The organism is Vibrio sp. 1159 (assembly GCF_033340395.1).
GTDB lineage: Bacteria > Pseudomonadota > Gammaproteobacteria > Enterobacterales > Vibrionaceae > Vibrio > Vibrio alginolyticus.
Window position 1 is genome coordinate 42096 of record NZ_JAWOWL010000024.1, and the last position, 24090, is coordinate 66185.

Annotated in this window: 15 protein-coding genes; 7 read left to right on the forward strand and 8 right to left on the reverse strand. The window is 44.9% G+C overall.

Annotated elements, in window-relative coordinates; genetic code table 11:
* Window positions 1–99: 99 nt before the first annotated feature.
* A complete protein-coding gene (gene pulA / locus R7127_RS17695) occupies window positions 100–4089 on the reverse strand; it encodes a pullulanase-type alpha-1,6-glucosidase (RefSeq protein WP_318148474.1) in 3990 nt (1329 codons plus the stop codon).
* A 546-nt stretch (window positions 4090–4635) separates the two neighbouring features.
* Between pulA and R7127_RS17700 the strand changes: the two genes are divergently transcribed.
* From R7127_RS17700 to pdxY, 6 genes are all read left to right on the forward strand, one after another.
* Entirely contained in the window at window positions 4636–5832 is a 1197-nt protein-coding gene (locus R7127_RS17700; RefSeq protein WP_054578624.1) for a tetratricopeptide repeat protein, read from the forward strand.
* A gap of 537 nt (window positions 5833–6369) precedes the next feature.
* Window positions 6370–6816 (forward strand): helix-turn-helix transcriptional regulator, encoded by a 447-nt coding sequence (locus R7127_RS17705; protein WP_005374797.1) that lies wholly within the window; start codon window positions 6370–6372, stop codon window positions 6814–6816.
* A 410-nt stretch (window positions 6817–7226) separates the two neighbouring features.
* Window positions 7227–9407 carry an ornithine decarboxylase SpeF gene (gene speF / locus R7127_RS17710; RefSeq protein WP_172563944.1) on the forward strand — a complete coding sequence of 727 codons (2181 nt, stop codon included), beginning with the start codon at window positions 7227–7229 and terminating at the stop codon, window positions 9405–9407.
* A gap of 61 nt (window positions 9408–9468) precedes the next feature.
* Window positions 9469–10779, forward strand: a complete 1311-nt coding sequence (potE, locus tag R7127_RS17715) for a putrescine-ornithine antiporter (RefSeq protein ID WP_005374814.1) — start codon at window positions 9469–9471, stop codon at window positions 10777–10779.
* Between the two features lie 147 nt (window positions 10780–10926).
* Window positions 10927–11115 carry an AbrB/MazE/SpoVT family DNA-binding domain-containing protein gene (locus R7127_RS17720; RefSeq protein ID WP_005458312.1) on the forward strand — a complete coding sequence of 63 codons (189 nt, stop codon included), beginning with the start codon at window positions 10927–10929 and terminating at the stop codon, window positions 11113–11115.
* Window positions 11116–11216: 101 nt separating this feature from the next.
* Window positions 11217–12086, forward strand: a complete 870-nt coding sequence (gene pdxY, locus R7127_RS17725; RefSeq protein ID WP_262584365.1) for a pyridoxal kinase PdxY — start codon at window positions 11217–11219, stop codon at window positions 12084–12086.
* A gap of 65 nt (window positions 12087–12151) precedes the next feature.
* Here pdxY and sstT read toward each other — a convergent pair whose 3' ends face one another.
* The 7 genes from sstT to malT all read right to left on the reverse strand — a co-directional run bounded on the left by sstT (window position 12152) and on the right by malT (window position 20873).
* Entirely contained in the window at window positions 12152–13369 is a 1218-nt protein-coding gene (gene sstT / locus R7127_RS17730) for a serine/threonine transporter SstT (protein WP_005374821.1), read from the reverse strand.
* Between the two features lie 356 nt (window positions 13370–13725).
* Window positions 13726–14802 carry a ribosome small subunit-dependent GTPase A gene (rsgA, locus tag R7127_RS17735; RefSeq protein ID WP_172563941.1) on the reverse strand — a complete coding sequence of 359 codons (1077 nt, stop codon included), beginning with the start codon at window positions 14800–14802 and terminating at the stop codon, window positions 13726–13728.
* A gap of 275 nt (window positions 14803–15077) precedes the next feature.
* On the reverse strand, window positions 15078–15386 hold the full coding sequence (locus R7127_RS17740; protein ID WP_054579647.1) for a PTS transporter subunit EIIB: 309 nt from the start codon (window positions 15384–15386) through the stop codon (window positions 15078–15080).
* Window positions 15376–15990 (reverse strand): SCO family protein, encoded by a 615-nt coding sequence (locus R7127_RS17745; RefSeq protein ID WP_172563940.1) that lies wholly within the window; start codon window positions 15988–15990, stop codon window positions 15376–15378. The genes R7127_RS17740 and R7127_RS17745 overlap by 11 nt, the downstream gene beginning before the upstream one ends.
* A gap of 9 nt (window positions 15991–15999) precedes the next feature.
* A complete protein-coding gene (locus R7127_RS17750) occupies window positions 16000–16425 on the reverse strand; it encodes a hypothetical protein (RefSeq protein WP_172563939.1) in 426 nt (141 codons plus the stop codon).
* A gap of 243 nt (window positions 16426–16668) precedes the next feature.
* A complete protein-coding gene (locus tag R7127_RS17755) occupies window positions 16669–17586 on the reverse strand; it encodes a DUF368 domain-containing protein (RefSeq protein ID WP_031778872.1) in 918 nt (305 codons plus the stop codon).
* Window positions 17587–18164: 578 nt separating this feature from the next.
* Window positions 18165–20873, reverse strand: a complete 2709-nt coding sequence (gene malT / locus R7127_RS17760) for an HTH-type transcriptional regulator MalT (protein WP_005374834.1) — start codon at window positions 20871–20873, stop codon at window positions 18165–18167.
* A 734-nt stretch (window positions 20874–21607) separates the two neighbouring features.
* Here malT and R7127_RS17765 point away from each other — a divergent pair.
* Complete coding sequence (locus R7127_RS17765) at window positions 21608–24061, forward strand: glycogen/starch/alpha-glucan phosphorylase (protein WP_005374836.1); 2454 nt, start codon at window positions 21608–21610, stop codon at window positions 24059–24061.
* The last annotated feature ends 29 nt before the right edge of the window (window positions 24062–24090 follow it).

Below are 24090 nucleotides of genomic sequence, written 5' to 3' on the forward strand. Positions count from 1 at the left end.
CACCTTTTTGATTTTGGTATCCACCATTTAGTGACGCCAACAAAACAAAGGGGAAGCGTGATGCTTCCCCTTTTTCATTACGGATGTTTTTAAATGAAACTAGTTTTTCGTTACCGTCACGATTGGCGCCGACTTGTCAGCCGCATTGAAGTGGAAGTTGTAGTTTCCTGCTTCTGCAATCGCAATTTTTAGGTTTGCGCTACCGCCACCGGCTTCCATCGTCAGCGCTTTACCAAGCTCAACACTGCCTTCACCACCGAAGTTGGTGTCTGCTGCCCAGTCTGCGCTCGCAACTTTCATCTCGTAGTTGCCCGCCGCTAGGGTAATGTCTAGCGAATAAACGTCATTTGCAACATAGCTGAACTTCGCTGTTGAGTCTTGTGCTGGAGCATCCCATGTAGTGATAGTGCCACGTAAGTAAAGTGCTGTTTCACCGAATGTTGGTGCATCTGCTGACTTGGTCACTGACACGACCGGTTTTTCTACGCTTTCATCTTGAACATGCAGCGCGTTCAGAGTGAAGTTGTACTTACCTGTTTCAGCAACAGACAGCTTACAGTTACCTTCTGAACCTAAGTCTAGTGAACCAGAAGCTATATTCGCAGCATCACAACCGATGTTTGGATTTGCCCAACCAGAGTCCGCGAATTTGAACTCGTGCTCACCTGCTTCAAGAACGCCAGTTACAGAGTACATGCCGTTGCCAATAAAGGTCATCGCCCAATCACTGCTATCAGACCACTCGTTCATCGTGCCTTTCACGTAAACAACGGTTTCGCCGTAAGGAGGAATGCTCGATACGTCTTTGTTATCCGTGTTTACTGGTAGGCCAGCACCTTGTGCGCCGTCTTGTGGCTGCACGAATACCGCTGTTGTCAGTGCTGGTACTGTGAACGTTTCATTGGTGAAGCTTGCACCTTTCACGATGTCATCCGCAGAGTTTTGTTGAACTTCATGTAACTCGAAACCAGTTGCGCCAGCAACTTTGAAAGACTTCTCAGTTGATGTTGAGTTCACAACGGCCACAACAGCATCGTAGTTCGAATCTAAATCGGCACCTGCTGATGTATCATCGTCGATAGACATCACAATCAAGCCTTCCACTTGGTCTTTCCCTACGTTGCGGAAGTCCACACGGTTCATCACTTCTTGCGCGGTATCTAGGCGGAACAGTTCGCTTGTGCTACGGATTTTTAGTAGCTCTAGGAATTGTTGCTTAGTCAGCTCGATGTCGGTTGAATCTGGTTTCGCCGTGCTGTCACCAACGATGGTTTTGATCAGCTCCCAGTTTGCACCGTCTTTGTCTTCACGTGGTAGACCAACGTTCCAGTTATTGTCGCTTCCGTCGAAGAATACACGGTTGAACCAGTCACCAGAATCGTACGAGTCGCGCTGCATGGATTTAGAGCGCAATAGCTCAGAACCCATGTGGATGAATGGAATGCCTTGACCAAGCATCACCGTTGATAGGGACACAGACTGCATACGTGCACGCTCGGCAGATGAAGTGCCTGTCGCAATCTTGTAGGCGTTGTTATCCCACAATGTTTGGTTGTCGTGCTTAGACACGTAAGAGATGTTCTCTGATGGCACTTTTGTGTAGCCTGCAGGCGCACCATTGTAATCAACGTTCTTACCCAGTTTGGTTTCGCCTTTGTAATCAAGAAGGATGTAATCAGCCAAGTTACCAGCCATACCTAGACGAACCAGATCTTGGTTGTGTAAACGACTATTCACCGACTCTGCGTCAGTTTTGGTTTCTTCGTTAGGATAAGCGGCGTTACCAAAGCCTTGGTTAAAGCGAAGTGGGTGCTTACCTTCAGAATCTACACCGCCATCAAACGGGCTTCCGCCACGAACTGCGTCACGCAGACGATCAGAGAAAGTACCGATTTCTGTCCCCGCCATGTTGACTTGTGTCGCCTGATCGAAGCGAGCGTTTTGCGCGACTTCACCAAAGTCCCAACCTTCGCCGTAGAACAAGGTATTCGGGTCAATTTCACGGACTTTTTCAAGTGCGTAAACCATCACATCTTTCGGCTGGTGGCCCATAAGGTCAAAACGGAAACCATCGACTTTATAGTCATCCGCCCATACCATCAATGAGTCAACCATTAGTTTACCCATCATCAAGTTCTCGGTTGCGGTGTTATCACAACAGGTTGAGTTTTCGACTCCGCCAGTGTTGACGTTTAGGCGGTGGTAGTACCCAGGGACAATCTTATCCAGTACTGATTTTTCGTTCACACCAGATGCATTTGTGTGGTTGTACACGACGTCCATGACCAGTTTCAGATCCATTTTATGCGTCGCTTGAACCATTTCGCGGAACTCAAGAATACGCTTAGACCCGTTAGGATCGGTCGCATAACTGCCTTCTGGCACGGTGTAGTGGTAAGGGTCGTAACCCCAGTTGAAGCTGTCTAGCATGCGAAGATCGTTCATCAACGCTTGTGCTTTGCCCGTTGTTGGGTCGTAGCTATTTAATACCTCTTCAATTACTTTGCCGTCATCTTCGGTCTCACAAATGGAGGCTTCTGGCTTGATGCCACAAAGTTTACCCACGGTGTCGGTGATATCGACTCGCTTGTCAGCGTCTTCATCCACGGTTGCAATATCAAACGCAGGCAGGATATGTAGCGTTGTTAGGCCAGCATCTTTTAAAGCTTGTAAGTGAGATACAGACTCACGCTCAGGTTCTGTAAGCGCCAGATATTTGCCATCAAGACTTGGTGTGCCTTTGCTGTCGTTAAAGCTGAAATCACGAATGTGTGACTCGTAAAGGACGTGGTCTTCGTCTTTTTTAACCGTTGGGCGTGCGTAGTTTTTCCAATCTTGAGGCATTAAGCTTGGATCATCTAAATCAACCACTTGCGAGTATCGTGAGTTCTTAGACAAGCTCATTGAATATGGGTCTGTTACCAAACGCGTTTCAACGACGCCAGTTGTTGGGTGGTATACCTTAACTTGGTAGCGATAGTATTTGTTGACAACGTTGCTTTGTGCCTCAGAAACCCAGATACCTGTTGCTGGGTCTTCCTTCATGGCAACGGTCGCTTCTTCTGCTAAGTTTTCATCGTAGATTATCAGAGCAACATCTTGGGCAGTTGGTGCCCATAGTTTGAAGGTTGCGGCACCGCCTTCCACAATCGCACCGAGTTCTTGACCGATCGCGTTACCTGCCTTGGAATCGGCAAACACCGCATCCAAAACGCCCGGTTTTTGCACTTCAGTTGCAGAAATGACGTCACCATTTGCGTTGTAAGCCACCATAACGATTTGTGACTTCAGGATCGTACGCAAGGTCGCGTCATCGACATCGATACCCGCAGCTTGAAGGCTAGCAAGGTGACGGAAGCGTGATTTTAGTCCATCAGATAACTCACCAGCTTTTGTCAGCTCAACCGCAGTACCGCCAGAGATTTGCTTGTCTTCATCCATTTTGATGTCATTGCTAAGGCTGTAGAACAGCTTCATGGAATCCGCACTGGTCGCCGCTTCCCATGCAATGGTGTTGGCGTCTAACCAATGGGCTTTTTGACCATCAATATCAACAGGGCGCTCTTCTATTGGCTCGTAGTAAAGTTCACTGCTGCCGTGGAAGCCAAACAAACCTTTCGATTCGCCGATTTTCGTCAACTCTACTTTTGAGTTTGCGCTGCCGAACGCTTTCTCATCACCTTTGTGCAGAATGAAGTTCATGCATTCGTGTGGGTCAGAGGCGTCTGGGTTTATTTTCAGTACGTAGTAAGCACCGTAGGTGTCGTTGATGCCATCGAATGGGTGTGGCGCAGACCAATCCGTTCCTGTTCCCGGAATGCCCATTGCGTCTAAATCTGTGCTGGTACAGCCCTCACCGTTCCATAGGTGCAAGCCCCAACCTTCGTAGTCGCTTGCTGTTGAAGCTGATGCTACATCACGTTTGTAATAAATGACGACTTCGTTCTCTCCCGCAGGGTATAAGCCTGAGCCAGGGTTCGTCGTATCTTCGTTCGTGCTATCACTACCACAACCGCTGATTACCGCGACGGAAATCAAAGGCAGTACGGTTTTGGCAATTGTTGATAATTTAAATGTCTTATTGTCCACGTTTACAAATCCATTGTTATTGAATTGATATTGAGCTGCGCGCTGCCTTCGCTGACTCAATCATCAAGAAGGTTTTGCACACGCTAGAAAGGCAGATGCCAAAAAAGGAAATGTTCAATTAGATGCTAATACACTGAATCATCAGCAAAATGTGAGAGCAGGCTGTTAAGTTTTTTACAGGTGCAAATTTTCTGTCACAGTCGATTTTGTTCACAAATTAAATAATAAAACAGGCGCATAGTGAGAGACTCTGCACATCATTAAAATGTAAATTTTTATGGGATGAGTAAGGGGGGATGATAGGGGGTGAGAATGTCTCAGCCCCAAAACCGTGATTAAGTTCTATAAAAATGAGGGCCATATTTTTCTTTTAAAAATAAGTTGCAGTGATGTTGAATAAAATACCGCCATTAAGTCTTCGCAAGCTTCAGATTTTCGCTAAGTGGTCGTTATATAATGAAGGTAGTCGGCGTTATGTCGGCGCGTAATCATAAGATTTCCCTGAAAGGGAGTTGAATTGGGCCCTGAAACCAAAAGAGGCTATTTATGAGTAGTATGGGCATTGCCATTGCGGCAACTGGCCTTTCACTCGTCCTGATATTTGTGTGGATGATCTCGTTGTCGATGCGGAAACAGAGACTCGAGGCAGAGAGGAAAGCTCGCGAAGCCGCTTATCGAAAGGCGATGCATAAAGCGCGAGAGCAAGAGCGTAAAGAGCGAGAGTTCAAAGCAGAAACCGGGCATATCCCCACCATTTTATTTCTAGCGAAAGAAGCCGAAAAGGACAACATTCGTCAAGCGCTGTATTGGTATGATAAAGCCGCTAAACTGGACAATGTGACGGGGATGTACGGCATTGTTCGCTTAAGTGAACGCATGCGCGAAGATGTGATTTTAAAAGAGCAGGCAAACTTCTGGCGTACCGCAATTGCGGGAATGGAAGGGGATACCGAAGCGAAATTTTCGACGGGCAAGGCCTTGGTCTTTGGTCGAGGAACTGAAAAAAATATCCCAAAAGGTAACCAACTGATTGAAACTGCCGCCGAAGAAGGCTGCATTGATGCCATGATTTATATGGGGGAATGGCAGCTTTCACCAGACAATAGTGCAGGACGCAGTGCAGATGCGCTTTACTGGTTTATGAAAGCGGCGGAAAAAGACAGTGCAGACGGCAAGATCCAAGTCGGCTTATGTTACCTAAATGGCATTGGTACAGAAAAAAGCATGGTTAAAGGTTGCTACTGGCTGGAACGGGCCGCGGAAGGTGGCAGTGCTAAAGCGATGTATCATGCTGGCGAAGCGTGGAAGGATAAAGGTAAAACGGGTAATGCAATTGCTTACGTTTGGCTGTTTCTTGCTGCCAATATGGGCTACCAACCTGCACGTACGTTGCGTGATGAAGTGGCAACCAATATTGGTGTTGATGTTGTCGTTGGATTGCAGTCCATAGCGAAGCCGTTGCAAAGAAAGCTGGCCTCAGGAATGGTGAGAAAGCACTCTATTATTCGAGCCCTTAACAAAGTGTACAAACGCGAAGCGTATTTTCCTGCGGAAGAGGAGCTCAATGCGGTGTTGAATGACGAGAGTAAAGAAGCCTCCGAGGCTTGGGAGGAGGCATCAACACTAGATTTTCAGCCTAACATGACAACGGTAACAGCAGAAGGTCAGGCAAGCACATCGCCCAACGAAAAAAAACTTTCTAAAGAGGCGCTCGATTTCACTCAAAACTTCCTTCAACCATAACCTATCTTATCCAGAAGCCTCAAGATTGAGGCTTTTCTTTTGCTCTTTTGCCAGTATCTCTATCAGTCACGACAACAGAATGTAAACTTACTTAAGCAGTCATTTTACTGATGTGCATACTATTTATGCGATTTTTCAACATATTTTTAGTACTTAACTAAGATGGGATCTGTTTACCTTAAAAAAGAGGTTTTTCCCTCTTTATTTACTTCCGCTATTGGGCTTAGATCAAGCCTTTTCAATTGATAGTAATAATGATTGAAGAGCAATACTTGATGCCCCGATTTATAGGTGAATAGTACTCATTACTTTATCTAATAATGTAAATTAAAAAATGTATTATAAATCTTAAATTGTTCTTTTATATTTAGGTGTCGATTATTGATTTTATGATTAATTAGGCGCAATATAACGTAAAAATAAAATAGCATAGTTAATATGCAGAATTACACTAGGAAGTAACTTTTTCATTACATGTTTCATAATAAATAGAGATGATTTTTTATCTCTGTTTTTATTTATATTAGAGATTTGTGTATGTTGAGAATCATTAGTGCAGATAAATTTATCTCTTCAAGGTTTATCTTAGAGTACAGTAAGGCTGAGTTCGCTTCTTTATTAGGTGTTTCCGTCGCTAAAATAAGTAATATTGAAAGTGGAAAATCTTCAATCCCCCCGGTGTATGATTACGCCATTAATTACTTGTTGAGTGAACATCCATTTAAAGATAGTGCTGTTGATGCTTTATGTTCTCATGAAACGTTAAACTTTGCTCGTCGTATTGACGTCAATACCAAAGTAAAACGCTTGTCCTGTAAGCGTTGCGATAGCCGTAGACTGCACGTTATGGCTGGCATGAGTGGCTTGTATTTTGTCGAGTGCATGGATTGTAAACACACTATGTACTCGTCAGGCATGTCTGTAAAACGTTATCAGCAATGGTCGAATGATGGAGTCAAACTAGATAGTCATTTATTTAATTGAATTGTGTTTCCTTTGCACCTAAAGTAAAAAGCCATCAATACATGTGTTGATGGCTTTTTTATTATGTGTTTAAATTTAGTTAAAATTAAAATATTTATCATTCCTAATAATATAGTCCTAATAATTATATAGTGATGGACATCTCAAAAAATTATTTTCTTGATATTTTATTTATAATAATAATGGTTGTGGTCACACAATTTTTAATTATTTTTCCTTTTAATTCTGGTTTCAATATCATTGGACTATCAATTGGAAAGTGATGAAGGTCGCGAAATTTTAATTCGAGGAAATAAGTCTTTTAAATGTGAAAATTTAATCACGAAATTTGTTTTTTGAATTTTAAATATCGTTTTCGTTTGTAATATCTGTACTTGTCAATTTTAAAGAACAAAACAGAGATATTCCAAATGAAAAATTTAATTATAGGTGTTAGTAATTACATGCCAGAAGACTTCAGTTTATTAGCTGAATCTTTAGATGAACAATTTAATCGTCATTTACAACCTTTAGAGCAAGTTGAATTAACCGACGTTGGTGCGGCTATTATTACTTCAGCAGACATTAAAGCAGGTCTGCATAAAATGATTTCCGAAACGGGTTACGGTATTCCAGTTTTCTTAGTAACGGATGAAAACCCAGTTTCGGCAGAAGATTACGTTTGGCTAACTGGCGTTATCGATTTAGAAAGACAATCTATTGAGTACTACTGTCGTCAAATCAACGAAGCAGTAACCAAGTACGAATGTCGTCTGCTTCCTCCTTTCTTCAAGCAATTAACGCACTATGTTGAGATGGGTAACTCAGCGTTTGACTGTCCGGGACACCAAGGTGGTCAGTTCTTCAAAAAACACCCAGCTGGTAAACAGTTCTACGATTTCTTCGGCGAAAACCTGTTCCGTAGTGACTTGTGTAATGCGGACGTGGATTTAGGTGACTTGCTGATCCACGAAGGTTCTGCACATCAAGCGCAGGCGCACGCTGCAAAAGTATTTAACGCAGACAAAACTTACTTCGTACTCAACGGTACTTCTGCTTCAAACAAAGTGGTGTGTAACGCGCTGGTAACTGAAGGTGATTTGGTACTGTTCGACCGTAACAACCACAAATCGAACCACCACGGTGCGTTAATCCAAGCGGGTGGTATGCCAGTTTACTTAGAAACGGCGCGTAACCCTTGGGGCTTTATCGGTGGTATGGATGAACACTGTTTCGATGAAGAATACATTCGTGCTCAAATCGCGAAAGTGGACCCAGAACGTGCACGCGATGAACGTCCTTTCCGTCTTGCTATTATCCAACTTGGTACTTATGACGGTACTATCTACAACGCTCGCTACGTAATGGATAAGATAGGTCACCTTTGTGACTACATCCTGTTTGACTCTGCATGGGTTGGTTACGAGCAGTTCATCCCGATGATGAAAGACTGTTCACCACTGCTGCTGGATTTGAAACCAGAAGACGCAGGTGTGATCGTGACTCAGTCTGTTCACAAACAACAAGCTGGCTTCTCTCAAACATCGCAAATCCACAAAAAAGACCGCCATATCAAAGGTCAAGCTCGTTACTGTAACCACAAACGCTTTAACAACGCGTTTATGATGCACGCATCGACTTCACCATTCTACGCACTGTTCTCTGCGCTTGATGTGAACGCGAAGATCCACGACGGCGAAGCAGGTCTGCGTTTATGGCGCGATGCGGTTAAGACTGGTATCGAAGCGCGTAAAGAAATCCTTAAGAGTTGTGAATTGATTCGTCCGTTCATTCCAGACGAAGTCGAAGGTCAACCTTGGGGCAGCTACGACACTGATGTGATCGCAACGAATAAGAAATTCTTCATGTTTGAGCCAAACGCAAGCTGGCACAAATTTGAAGGTTACGGTGAAGGTCAATACTTCGTTGACCCATGTAAATTGTTGCTAACTACTGCGGGTATTGCAGAAGACGGCAGCTACGCAGATTTCGGTATTCCTGCAACGCTATTGGCGAACTTCCTTCGTGAAAACGGCATCATCCCTGAGAAGTGTGACTTGAACTCTATCTTGTTCCTACTCACTCCTGCGGAAGATATGGGTAAGATCCGTCACCTTGTGGCTCAAATTAACCGATTCGAAAAATTCATCCGTGATGATGCGCCTCTAAGTATCGTACTTCCAAGCGTCTACGAAGCGAATAAAGAACGCTACCGTGGCTACACCATCCGTCAGCTATGTCAGGAAATGCATGACATGTACAAAGAGCTGAACGTGAAACAGCTACAAAAAGCGATGTTCCGCAGCGAGTACTTCCCACAAATGGTTCACAAACCAGACGTGGCAACACGCAAATACTTCCGTGGTGAATGCGATTACCTACCACTTAAAGAGGCCGTTGGTCGCGTAGCCGCTGAGGGTGCACTTCCTTACCCTCCAGGCATCATCTGTGTGATCACTGGTGAAATCTGGACCCCACACGTGGTGGATTACTTCCTATCTCTAGAAGAAGGCATCAACCGCTTCCCAGGCTTCGCGCCAGAAATTCAAGGTGTGTACCTTGAAGATGTTAACGGTCGCACTACCGCACATTGTTATGTCCTAAAAGATTAATCTACCCGTTCGCACCACGCTCCGGCGTCGGTGCGAACCGCTTATTCGTGGAGAATAATTTATGAGTACTGAAACTAAAAAAATGTCGGTGGTGCAGTTAACCATTCTGACATTCATCAACATGGCCGGCTCCGGCATCATCATGCTGCCAAGTAAACTGGCGCAAGTGGGCACCATTTCTGTGTTGTCTTGGCTGATCACGGCGGCGGGCTCTTTGGCGTTGGCCTATGTGTTTGCAAAATGTGGTCGCTTTAGTAAACGTGACGGCGGTATGAACGGTTACGCGTCTTATGCATTCGGTAAATCGGGTGCATTTATGGCGGGCTGGACTTACGGTTTGTCGCTCCTTATTGCGAACATTGCGATCGCGATTACTTGTGTGGGTTACGGCTCCGCATTCTTTGAAGTGACCCTATCTCCGGTCGAAACCTGTTTGTACACCATCGCCATTCTTTGGATTTGTACTTTCGCTAACTTCGGTGGCGCGAAAATCACAGGTCAAATTGGTACATTCACCGTGTGGGGCGTAATCCTACCAGTATGTTCATTGGGTATTGTTGGTTGGTTCTGGTTTAACCCAACCATGTACATTGAAGCTTGGAACCCACACAGCTTGCCATTTGGTGAAGCGGTGAGTGCTTCTATTGCGATGACTCTATGGGCATTCCTTGGTCTTGAATCAGCTTGTGCGAACTCTGAAGCGGTAGAAAACCCAGAGAAGAACGTACCAATCGCAGTACTGGGCGGTACACTAATCGCGGCTGTGGTTTACATTGTATCGACAAACATCTGTTCTGGTATCGTTGCAAACTCTGAGCTTGCTGCATCTACAGCGCCATTCTCAACTGTATGGACAGTGATGTTAGGTTCAGCCGCTGGTAAAGTGGTTGCGGGTATGGCGGTATTGGCTTGTGCAGGCTCTCTATTGGGTTGGCAATTCACTATCGCGTCAGTGTTCAAATCGTCTTCTGATGCTGGCTTCTTCCCTAAATTGTTCTCTCAAGTGGACAAACGTGGTACGCCAATCAAAGGTATGATCGCGATTACTATTATCCAATCTGTATTGTCTCTAATGACGATCTCTCCAACGCTGAACGAGCAGTTCGAAGCGCTGGTTAACCTAGCGGTAGTAACAAACGTTATTCCTTACATTCTATGTATGGGCGCAATCTTCATCATGCAGCAAGTGGCACACGTGCCGGAGCGCGAGATGAAAACCACCAACGTTATCGCTCTGATTGGCTCTCTGTACAGCTTCTACGCGCTTTACGGCTCCGGCTACGAAGCGATGATGTGGGGCTCTATCGTAACCTTCCTAGGCTGGAGTGCTTACGGTCTGATTGCTGCGAAGCATGAGCCTTTAGCAAATTAAAAAATAATACTGAAAGAGCCTTCCCAAACGCGGTGTGGAAGGCTCTTTGTTTTTAGGCATTTACGCCAAATCCAAGTCAGCTCAATGTATTTGAGACTAGACATCCAATGACGTGAAAACTCATTTTCGACATTTGGAGGACGAAAGATGATAAGTCAACCTGTTAAAATCGGTGACGATACCGCCGTAGTCATTCCAAGCGCAATCCTGGCTCAGCTCGGGATAAGGGAAGGAGATACCCTAGAAATCGCACTGAATAAAGACAAAATGGAAATTAAGAAGATGGTGTTGAAAACCAGCACTCCAACTTACTCTGAAGATATTGAGGAGAATTGAGTTAGAGAATCTTGGTTTGTCGGATACACTACTGGTTTCGCAAAACTGGCGCTTGCCGCTGTCTTTGAACTATCGATAACAACAATAAGAGGTAAGGTACTATGCAAGGTATCCTCTCTATACAATCTCATGTTTCTTTTGGTCATGCTGGTAACAGCAGTGCCGTTTTCCCAATGCAACGCATGGGTTTCGAAGTATGGCCGATTCATACCGTTCAATTTTCTAACCACACTCAGTATCAAGAAGGCTGGACTGGGCGAGCGTTTGCGGCTGAAGACATCAGCGAGTTAGTTCGTGGTCTTGGAAACATCGGTGCATTGGAAAAATGCCAAGCGGTGTTGACCGGCTACCAAGGCAGCGCAGAGCAGTGCCTTGCTGTTGAAGATACCGTGACGAAAGTGAAGCAAGCGAATCCGAACGCACTTTATGTTTGCGACCCTGTGATGGGCGCGCCAGACAAAGGCTGCATTGTGGCTCCGGGTATTGCTGAAAATCTTTTGACTCGTTTGATGCCAATGGCGGACGTGATCGTTCCGAACCAATTCGAGCTAAGTCAATTTGCTGAGATGGAAATCCACTCACTAGACGATGCGATCACCGCATGCCAACGTGCGCTAGCGAAAGGTCCAAAAGTTGTGCTAGTTAAGCACCTTTACTGCCTAGAAAATGGCAGCTTCAACATGCTATTGGCTACGCAAGAAGGCATTTACCTTGCGAAGCGTCCTCAATTTGAGTTTGCTAAACAACCTGTTGGCGTGGGCGATCTTATTTCAGCTATCTTTACCGCGGGACTCTTAAAAGGCTGGTCTCCTAAACAAGCTTTCCAACATTGTCACGACGCGTGTTACGGGGTGTTGAGTGCAACGTACCATGCGGGTGAGTGGGAACTGCAAACTATTGCTGCGCAGCAAGAGTTTGTTGAACCAAGCAAACACTTCCTGATTGAAGAAGTGGCTTTGGTCACCGCGTAATTGAGCGCAATTAAACAAAAAAGGGGAGCCATCATCGGCTCCCCTTTCTATTTGTTCTGTCAGTCTTACTGAGCTTTTTGCTGCTCTGATTTACAAACTGCTGCCGTAAAGACAACGTCTGTTGAGCTGTTTAGCGCAGTTTCTGCAGAGTCTTGAATCACACCGATAATGAAGCCAACCGCTACAACCTGCATTGCTACGTCGTTTGAGATACCAAACAGGCCACACGCAAGTGGGATAAGTAGTAGAGAGCCACCTGCAACACCTGATGCGCCACATGCAGAAACCGCAGCCACAATACTGAGCAGTAGCGCAGTCAGTAGATCAACTTCGATACCCATAGTGTGCACAGCTGCAAGCGTTAGTGTTGTGATAGTGATTGCAGCACCAGCCATGTTGATGGTCGCACCTAGAGGAATAGATACTGAGTATGTATCCTCGTCCAGTTTTAGCTTCTCACATAGTGCCATGTTTACTGGAATATTCGCTGCACTTGAACGAGTGAAGAACGCTGTTACACCACTTTCACGTAGACAACGGAATACAAGTGGGTAAGGGTTTTGTTTGGTTTTAACGAACACGATCGCCGGGTTTACAACGAGTGCGATGATCATCATTGCGCCAAGAAGAACCGCCAGAAGGTGTGCGTAGCTTGCTAGCGCGCTAAAGCCTGTTGTCGCAAACGTTGAAGCAACCAAGCCAAAGATACCAAATGGTGCAAGACGAATGATAAAGCGCACAATGTGAGACACGCTGTGGCTTAGATCTTCAAATACGGCCTTCGTTGTTGCCGATGCGTGGTGTAGTGCAAGACCCAGACCCACACCCCAAGCAAGAATGCCGATGTAGTTTGCTTCTACTAGTGCATTTACTGGGTTGTCGACCAGTTTAAACAACAATGTGCGTAGAATTTCAGCAATACCTTGAGGAGGCGTTGCACCTTCAGCGCCGGTGACAAGCGTTAAATTGGTCGGGAAAAGGAAGCTTAGAACCACTGCTGATAGCGCCGCGAAGAATGTACCCATCAGGTACAGTACAACGATTGGGCGCATGTAAGTGTGTTGGTTTTTCTTTTGGTTTGCAATTGAAGCGGCAACCAAAATAAACACAAGAATTGGCGCGATCGCTTTAAGCGCACCGACAAAAAGGCTACCAATTAATCCCGCGCTTTCGGCATGGCTTGGAGAAATTGTCGCGAGCAAAATACCAAAGACGATACCGACAAGGATCTGGACGACGAGGTTACCACGAGCATATCGGGCAACGAGGCTGTTGTGTTGCATACATCATTCCTGCAATTTTATGCCAGAGTGGCAGGGCAATAGTCCATCATTACACGGCGATAATGCCCTTATATTACAAGGGGTGAGCATTGCTTCTGGTCACTAAGACACATGATTATCAATTATCCTGTTTTTATAAATTCAGCCATTATCTTGCTGAATATCACATATCTTAGCTTGGTAATATTTTGTGTCTAGTTTTAGTTTGTTTTTGGATTAAATGTTTGCTCAATGTTATTTAAATAAGATTTTTATGTTGAAAATTATCATTAGTTATGAGTAATGGTTTTTAATAAAGTTGTTAAAAAGGAGACTTTCGTCTCCTTTGATTTTATTGACAACTCAAACGCAACAAATTAATAACTTTGTTGGCGCCTGCGCTTATCACTCATGGCATTGCGAGCAAGTTTACCGAATTGTCGACTTTGAGCTCGTTGCTCTGCCAAGGTCGCGCCGTTAAAGGCTTGTTCTCGCAATAGTTTTTGATAGTTATTGAAACGACGAACCTCCAGTTTGCCATTTGCAATCGCAGTTTGAACTGCGCAGCCTGGCTCAGTTTGGTGCTTACAATTGCCAAAGCGACAACGCTGAGCGAGCGCCTCAATGTCAGAAAATGCCTCACTGACCCCCGATTCACAATCTGCTAGTTGAAGCTCGCGCATTCCCGGAGTATCAATCAAGATGCCGCCATCAGGTAATAGATGGATAGAGCGCGATGTAGTTGTATGTCGCCCTTTGCTATCGTCTTCACGAATATGCCCAGTTGCCTGTTCTTGTTGCCCGAGTAATGCATTAACAAGAGTTGATTTGCCAACGCCTGAAGAACCGATAAAAGCGAGGGTTTGTCCTTCTTTGCACCAGGTCATGAGTTTAGAAGCACTCTCTATTTCTAAGCCGTTGACTGTCTCTATAGCTAATAGAGGGTCGAGCTTCTGTACTTGGCTTTTTAGTTCATCAGTATTGTCACACAAATCGGCTTTGGAAAGCACGATGACGGGTTCGACTTCGGCTTCATGAGCCAAGGCAAGATAGCGTTCAATACGACTTAAATTGAAGTCGTCGTTAAGGGAACAGACGATAAACACTGTATCCACATTGGCTGCGATAAGTTGCTCTGCCACTTTGCTGCCAGCGGCTTTGCGGCTAAAGAGGCTCAAGCGATCCAGTAAGCGAACAAATTGCTGATCTTCATTTAAGATTACCCAGTCTCCGACGGTCATATTGGGTAAAGAATGGTGGGCATTAAGATGAACTTGCCCAGTTTCTGTTGCCAATAAATAACCACTTCGGTGATGCGCAATTACACGAGCAAAGATAGTGTTGTCGTAATCGTCTAATGTCAGTTGTTGCTGAAAAAATGGTTTCCAACCCAATTGTTTTAGAGGGTTTGAAGTTGAAACTAATGTGTCACAAAAAGTATGTGTTTGATTCATTATTGAATTATCCCAGACGCAACAAAGCGCCTTAATACAAATCGCATTAGGGTCTAATTCGGATAGAGTTGACCCCGGTGAAGACCGGGCAGAGAAGGGGAGTTGTGGCTATGCCACAGAGTTGGTGCTGTTAGGGTTACCCTTGCGATGCCCAGTTAGTGTTATTCAATACAATCATCTTGTGTCCTCTTCGTTGGTTAATAAATAAGTGAGTTAATTAAGCCAAAAGAGTATAGCCGCCCTTTTTTAAAGAGGGTAGCTATACTGCAAAAATATTAACTTTGTTTTGTGATGCGCTCTTCCATAATCTGCGAATACGTGTTGGCTTTTAAGCCGTATATGATTTGGACATGACGATCATCCAATATCACGACTCCATGCGCGCCATGATTTTTGAGTGTGTTCTTATCGATGACGGACGTCGCTCTGAGGGTAAGACGTAGCCGAGTCGCACATGCACCAGTTTCTAGCAGGTTCTCTATGCCCCCAATGGCGTCAATGATCGTATCGACGTCTTGTTCGACATTGGGGTTGGTATGAGTTAGGAAATTGAAAAATTGCTTCAGCACTGACTTAACCGTCATTTGAAGAGCCTTCGGTCGTTAGTTTTGAAATGGCTTCAACAATCGGTGCCGGCGAGAGCGTATGCGGTACTTTAGTGATTAACGTGCCATCCGGCTTCAAGAAGTAAAAGTAAGAGCTATGATCCAGCGTGTACTTTAGTTCCGAGCCTTCCAATTCTGTCTTGCGGAAAATGACACCATAGTTGTGTGCCAAAGGTGTCGTTACATCAAGTGGTGCCGATAGGCCTTCAATCATTGGATGGAAGTAATGGGCATATTTTGCTGATGCATCGGCCTCATCACGCTCTGGGTCTAAAGAAATGAACATCGGGCGTAGTTGTGCTTTTTGCGCGTCGTCAATTTGATTCAGTGCTCCTGCCAGCATTGCAAGAGAAGTTGGGCAAACGTCTGGGCAGCGAGTAAAGCCAAAATAGACGACTCGGATGCGAGGGTCATTCACATCGAAGATATTGACGGCTTGGTTATTTTCCCCAAACAATACCGTTTGTTGAGAGGTGGAACTGTCCACTTGCTCTGGCTTCGTGCTCTGATTATCTAAATAGCTCTTTACGCCAAACCCGAGTGCGAAAGCAGCTACGAGAAATAGGGACCAATTGCGGCTCATAACGATTCCTTATCTTTGCATTTTTATAGCAGGGTAAACGGTATTCTCTCCATCACTGAGTTCACCAACCCAAGTCATTGCATCCTCCGTGCAAACCGGGAGAATGATGTCACCTTGATATTGGCCAGGAGCGATTTGCTTCAGCAAAAACTTAGGCTCACCCATCTCCATTTCTCTTCCTGAAAGACTTAGGATGAGTTGCTTAGCATCGCTTGTATGCCACTCAACATTTAGAGTGGTAGGAACCAAGGGTTGAGCAGTTTCTGAGTTTAGCGTCATCGTAACATTTTCTTGGACGCAAGAGGTTGTAGAGAGAAAGCAGTATTCATCTATTGACTTGCTTTGAGTGGAAGAACAAAAGCTTTTTATTAGAGTCGGGGCATAAAATCCCGCAACTAATGCGGCTGAAATAGCGGCGATTTGTAACAGTTTCATTAAGGTTCAGCATTTATCACTTAACATTACGAGCATCGTAGCACAGATGCGCCGCTCGCCAACTCGTGACCTCGGTAAATTGTGCGTTATACCTCGGTGACCAGCTTCTTAGTAACGCGACGGACTTTATTGCATCAAATACAGCAGAGTTTTCAATTGAGATGTTTTGCCCTTAGCCAATAGATAAAAACGGAGCCAATTGGCTCCGTTTTTATTTGGTTCAGTATGTGTTTGATACCAAAGTTATTTATCTGAATCTGCGAATTTCTCTAGACCCAAAACCAGAGCAATGGCTGCAAGCATCATTACGACAGCAAGTACTAACTGAGAAGGTTGTGATGTCACGTGTTCAAATTCAAATGGTGATAGGTTGTGCTGTAGCAATGGCACTTGTTCGCCCTTCGAATTGGTGCGCCAAGTGATGGTTTCTTTCCATGGCCAAATCTTTGGCAACGTACCAATCATTAATCCAGTCAAAAACATCAGGGTGAAATCACGGAACTTGCGTAGTAACCACGACAATAAGTGAGAGAAGGACAGTAAACCGATCACGCAGCCAGACAAAAATAGCGCTAATGTATCGACTTGAAAACCTTTCACTGCGGCTAATACAGGAGCATACATGCCAATCAGCAGCAAAATAAAACTGCCAGAGATACCCGGCAAGATCATCGCACAAATCGCGATAGCTCCAGCGAATAAGGTGTTAATGGCCGTTGGTTCCATGTGTAAAGGTTTGAGCACAGTAATACTATAAGCAAACCCGACACCAACGAGCAGAATGACAAAGCGGACAAGATCGCGTTGCTCAACCTGACGAATAATGTGATACACAGAGACCAAAATCAGGCCAAAGAAAAATGACCAAAGTGGGATCGGGTGTGTGTCAAGAAGCCAAGTAATCAACTTTGCTAGCGTTGCAATACTGGTGAAAATGCCGGCAAACAGAGCGATAAGGAAGAATCCGTTGATGTGATTAAACGCGGCTTTAACCCCTTCTTTTCGCCAGATAGAGAAAAGTGAGGGGTTAATGCGTCGAATGCTTTCAAGCAGCGTATCGTAAATACCAGTGATAAACGCGATGGTGCCGCCAGATACACCAGGTACAACATCTGCTGCACCCATGGCGATTCCCTTGAAGAAAGTAATTAAGTAGTTCATTGCTCTAATGCTAAGTCGTTTCGATGGCAGAGAGTATACAAACATTGCGATGAAAAAAGTATGAAATAGTGCTGTAACTACTTGGTTTTATATCCAATCTATTGCCTATCTTTATTACCCGCCAAAAGACAATGCCGCCGTAACGAGCTTTTAATGCTTGGTTTACATTTTTGAGATGATTAACTCTACTATCAATTATCAATCTTGGTTGCATTATGCAATTGCAATTTGCATTATCAAATTGCATTTTGATAATTTGCGCGTGAATAAATCCAGCTTATATGAGATCTTGTGCCCAAAAATAAGTCTTTGCATTTTGGCATGATTAATGCATAATACTGCTCGACCCTTCTTAAGCCGAGGGTCACCTAGCCAACTGACGTTGTTAGTGAATACAATTTGTTCACACTAAATATAAGCCAATCGCGATTATTGCGGTTGGCTATTTTTTTATATGAACAACGTTACTTACGTGCTTTGCAAATTGCACTTCTCTTCCTGTCAGTCATAAAAAAGGGCTGACGTGTTACGCCAACCCTTGTGTTTTACTTTACGTTTTAACCCGTTTATCTAGCAGTTCAGTATCCCATTAACTGTAGCAAATTTTCAGCTGTCACAATGGCTTCTTTACGATTAGCAATATTAAGCTTTTGGTACAGGTTGCGAATGTGGGTTTTAATTGTCGTACCTGCCACATCCAGCTCTTGTGCGATTTGCTCGTTACTAAAGCCTGAATAAATCAGTCCCAGAACCTGCCATTCGCGTTGTGTTAATGGGCTGGTACGTACTAGCTCTGGCACATTAGGGTGATTCACCAACTTTTCAATAAAGTCTTCATCAAAGTGAATCGACCGGCTACGTTGATTCGATGAAATGTCCTTCATTAACTGTTGAGCACGGTGACGCTCAAGATCGCCCAGTTCATGGCGGAGGCTCAACTTCTCCAGCAGACCGCCAATGGTTGCACCATCAATCAGGAAGTTTCCGACCATGCCAGTTTGGTTCGTCATTACTAATGCTTCTTTTAACAGAGCCTTGGCTTGCTCCTCATCTTTTTGGCGAGCAGAAAGGACCGCTTCAACCACTAAGTTGCGATTAGTATCTGTGATTAGGTTAGTGCGACGAGCTTCACCTTGGAGGAAATCTAACGCAGCACGAGCGTCGGTATATTGGCCTAAGTTAATGTGGGCGCGGGCAATGTTACGCCATTGCAATTGAGAAAAGTGGTTGCATGCCGATTCAGGACGAACCGCAGTGTTGAGCCATTCTTGCATTGCATCGGTATTCCCGCGCGCTTGCCAAAATAGAATCAACGATAGTGAAGCGTTTGCAGTCCAATCTACATGGTAAGTCGACTGTTTCATCAAGTGTTGGATGTGCTCAATGAATTTACCGGCTTTGTCTAATTCACCGCGTCCAATCGCAATACGCGCCAACATCGAATAGCTATGTAAGTGCTTGCTTGGTGAATGGTTTTCGAGAATTTGCAGACCTTTGTACGCGCATTCTTCCGCTTCATCAAGTCGGTTCCAGCACCAAAGTACTTGCGCGCGAATACGCAGCAAAAATTCATGAAGAGGAACATGCTGAAGCTGCTGATCTTCAATCAGACGAAATGCGGAATCTTGTAGTTCAAAGGCAGCTTGCACGTAACCTTGTGCAATTAAAATCTCGCTTTGCTGCAATATTGCCCATAACGCTTGGTGATATACCTGATACTGACGAGCTAGCTTTTCAGTTTGTTGCATCATCGGCAAAGCACGGTCTAGTTTACCTAGCACGTGGTTAACTTCACCAACAACCGAAGTCGCCACAATTCGGCTACGGTAAATTGTGTTATCAAGTTGGCTAAGCGCTAGCTCCGCTAATTCGAGAGCTTTTTCTGGTTGGTTACTGTTGATAGCCACTTGAGCAAGCAACGCGTTTGCTTGACCTTGATAATGAATATCTAACGCAATGTTACGCTTTTTGTGTTCCTCTTCCGCTTCTTCAAGCAGGTGGCCCACTTGGTTATAACGATGCTGACTTTGAGCCAACCATGCTCGGAGCATCGTAAGTTTTGGGTGGCTGAACAACAGATCATCGTCCAACTTGTTAATTGAGCTTTCCAGTGTGCTGAGTTCGCCTTGGTTAAACATCTTCCAGCCGAATTCGTTTAGGATCTCTACCACTAAGTCCTTATCATTCGATTTTTGTGCATGATGAATCGCTTGGTGTGGTGCTTTTTGCTGTAACCAAGCGATAGCAGCATTGCGGTGGAGATCTTTTTCTTGCTGAGGAATACGAGCTTGGCGCTCATGAGACAAAAACTCGCCAAATAAGTTATGGAATCGGAACCAGTTCTGTTCCCCTTCGAGTGGGTAAATGAATAAGCCGTAACGGTTAAGCGATTCAATCATTCCCAGTGCATCTTCGCGTTGGGTAAGGGCAAACACTAGCTCATCATTGAAGTGGTCAAGCACGGATACTTGCATTAAAAAGTGACGAGTTTCGTGATCGAGTAGGTCAAACACTTCTTCGACCAAGTAATCCCACAAGTGCGCGTGATTGAACTGCGATACCGACTCTACAGTTTGTGCCAATGTGCGGTTTTGATGTTGGGCTTGTAATGCGATCAACTGCATCGCCGATGGCCAACCTTCAACATAGGTTCTTAGGCTGTTCGCCATGTCTTCATCAATACCATCGGCGATACGCTGGTTAAAGAAGCGAGTGGTTTCTTCGGTATCAAACGCCAACATCTCGTTGCCGATTTCGATCATTAAATCACGAACACGTAAGTTTGCAGTGCCCAGAGGCGGCGCTGCACGACTGGTTACCACAACGGTGAGGTTGTCTGGCATGTGCTTTAAGAAGAAACGCATGGATTCATGGATTTCATCATTCGTGATTAAATGGTAGTCATCAAGCACCACGTAGCATTCTTGATGAAAGTCAGCCATTTCAGCGAATACTTCGCTAAATAGGGAGCGTAAAGACGAGATCTGACGTTTTTCCGCCAGTTTTTGTGCGTTAGCGCAACTGAAGTTGGTGGCTTTGTTTAATGCTTGAAGCAGATAGTTTACAAAGCGAAAGCCGTCGTTATCGCTGTCATCAATGCTGTACCAACCGACGTTTGGCTTATCGGATAGCCACTGCGCTGCCATTGTTGTTTTTCCGTAACCTGCTGGGGATCGGAATAAAACCAATTTGTAGTAAGGCGCTTGCTGTAGTAAGTCCAACACTCGTGGGCGCACGATGGCATTGTGCAGGCGTCCTGGTCGAGTAAGCTTAGATGGAATCCACATTAGTAGTTATGTCCTTATTTATGTATACCCAAATGACAGCAACGTGATCATTCTAGTAAAGCCCCCTTGAAAGCCGTCTTACTGAATGATGTCATCAGCATCAAAAACACTGTTTGAATGCCGGATAATGTCGCTACTGTTGGGGCTTGCGTCCGTCTGAAAAACCATTCCATACGGTCACTTAGATATAAAAGCTAGCGAAAACTAGAAATAACTCACATCGCCTAATTCTAGTTTGTATAAAAAGCGTACAATCCTGTGAGCTGAGAGGGATGTTACGACATCAGAAATGTTCGTTACTTTGATCCACTTCCTAATTCTCAAGGGTTGATGGATTTACCATCAACTACGCCCTTTATTTGTGATTGTCGTCACTTAAATGTCGTTTGTTTCGTTAGCGTTAAGATCGCGTTGCACATAGATTACGAAAAGTTCTTCTACGCTGACCGAGTTAATGTGACCGATATTACAATTTTCACATCATCAGATGAGTGGACTATAAAAAGCGTCATGAACGGGTTTTAACCTTTCTCACATTCCATTGTGATCAAAATCACTAAGAACTGGTGCAAAGTTCACTTTGTTGAGATTTGGATCACTAACCTAGCAATGGTACCCCCTCTACGCCCTCAGCCCTCCTCCTTCAAAGGATGAGAATTAGGAGGATGTTTATTCACAGAGGTAAATGCACGATGTATGGCAGATGAATTACCAAAAGACGTGAGAATTTCGTAATGAAACCTACTCAACAAAAACAATTTGACAAGAAGTCGTTCCAAGAAAGCGTAAAGAAACACTTATCTGTAACTTACGCTCATACGATTGAAAACGCAGACAGCCGCGCATGGTACCTAGCAATGGGGCATGCTCTGGCTGAATTTACTACTCTAGATTTGCTTGCGACAGAAGAAGATCCACGCATCAAAAGTGCGAAGAGCGTTAACTACCTTTCGCTAGAATTCCTTATCGGTCGTTTGACTGGTAACAACCTAATCAGCATGGGTCTGTACGAACAAGTAACAGAAGCAATGGCTGAACTAGGTTACAACCTAACTGATCTGCTAGAAGAAGAGCGCGACCCATCATTGGGTAATGGTGGCCTTGGTCGTCTGGCTGCGTGTTTCATGGATTCATGTGCGGCACAAGAATTCCCAACTGTCGGCTATGGTTTACATTACGAATACGGTCTATTTAAACAGTCATTCAAAGATGGTCGCCAGCAAGAAGCACCTGACGCATGGCGCGGTGTAGAAGGCTACCCTTGGGAAATTGCGCGTCCAGAACTTGCGCAAGAGATCGGTTTCTACGGTCACGTTGAAGTGATTAACGAGAACGGTAAAGAGGTTCGCAAATGGGTACCAGGCATGACAGTAAGAGCAATGCCTTGGGATCTTCCAATTGTGGGTTACGAATCAGACACGGTTTACCCGCTACGTCTTTGGGAATGTCAGGCGATTGCACCATTCTCACTAGCAAGCTTTAACAATGGTGATTACTTTGAAGCTCAGCACGCACTGATCGACGCAGGTAACATCACTAAAGTGCTTTACCCGAACGACAACCACGAGAAAGGTAAAACACTGCGTCTAATGCAGCAGTACTTCCACTCAGCAGCGTCTGTACGTGACATCCTACGTCGCCACGAAGCTGCGGGCTACTCGCTAGCGGATCTACCTAAGCAAGAGACTATCCAGCTTAACGATACACACCCAACGATTGCGATTCCTGAACTAATGCGCATCCTGATGGATGAAAAAGGTTTAGCTTGGGAAGCGGCTTGGGAAATCAGCTCTAAGACATTTGCGTACACCAACCACACGCTACTTCCAGAAGCACTAGAGACATGGCCAGAGTCGCTAATCCAGCACCTGCTACCACGTCATATGGAGATCATTTACGAGATCAACCACCGCTTCCTACAAGACGTACGTGCAATGTGGCCGGGTGATGTCGCGAAACAACAGAAGCTTTCTATCATCGAAGAAGGTTTCCACCGCATGGTTCGCATGGCAAACCTATGTGTAATCGGCTCTTACGCAGTAAACGGTGTAGCAGCACTTCACTCTGAATTGGTTAAGAAAGACCTATTCCCAGAGTTCCACGAAATGTACCCGACACGTCTACACAACGTAACGAACGGTATTACGCCACGTCGCTGGTTGAAGTTCTGTAACCCAGGTCTGTCTCAGCTTATCACTGAGAAAGTCGGCCCAGAATGGCCAGCGAAACTAGAGCAACTTGAAGGTATTGCGAAGTACGCTACTGACGCGACATTCCAAAAAGAATTCATGGCAGTGAAGAAAGAGAACAAAGAACGCCTAGCAACTTGGGTGAAAGAGAACATGGGTATCGAGCTCGATACTAATGCAATCTTCGATGTTCAAATCAAGCGTCTGCACGAGTACAAACGTCAGCATCTAGACTTGCTACACGTACTGTCTCTGTACCACCGTATTCTTAATGAACCAGGTTTTGAGTGTACGCCACGCGTTGTGTTCTTCGCAGCAAAAGCAGCACCGGGTTACCACCTAGCGAAAGAAATCATCTTCGCAATCAACAAGATTGCAGACAAGGTGAACAACGATCCTCGCATCGGTAACAAGCTGAAAGTGGTATTCATCCCTGACTACCGCGTGAGCATGGCTGAAATCATTATCCCTGCGGCTGACGTTTCTCAACAAATCTCGCTAGCGGGTAAAGAAGCATCAGGTACAGGTAACATGAAGATGGCGCTAAACGGTGCGCTAACTATCGGTACAATGGATGGTGCAAACGTTGAGATTCGTGAGGAAGTAGGCGATGAGAACATCTACATCTTCGGTCTAGATGTTGAAGGTGTGAAAGCGCTGAAAGCTCAAGGTTACAACCCATTTGATTACTACAATGCGGATCACTTACTCAAAGCGTCAATGGACTTGCTATTGGGTGAAGAGTTCACACCAGGCCAACCAGGCTTACTGCGTGCCACATACGACAGCCTACTAGACGGTGGTGACCCATACTTATGTCTCGCGGATTTCGCCTCTTACGTGAAAGCACACGAAGACATGAGCGAACAATATAAAGATCAAGCTGGCTGGGCGAAGAAGGCCATTCTTAATACCGCCCTTGTTGGCAAGTTCACGTCAGACCGCTCAATCCGCGACTACGTGAACAATATCTGGAAACTTGAAGCGGTGAAACGCTAATAGAACCTAGTTAAGACCAAGGTAGCCAA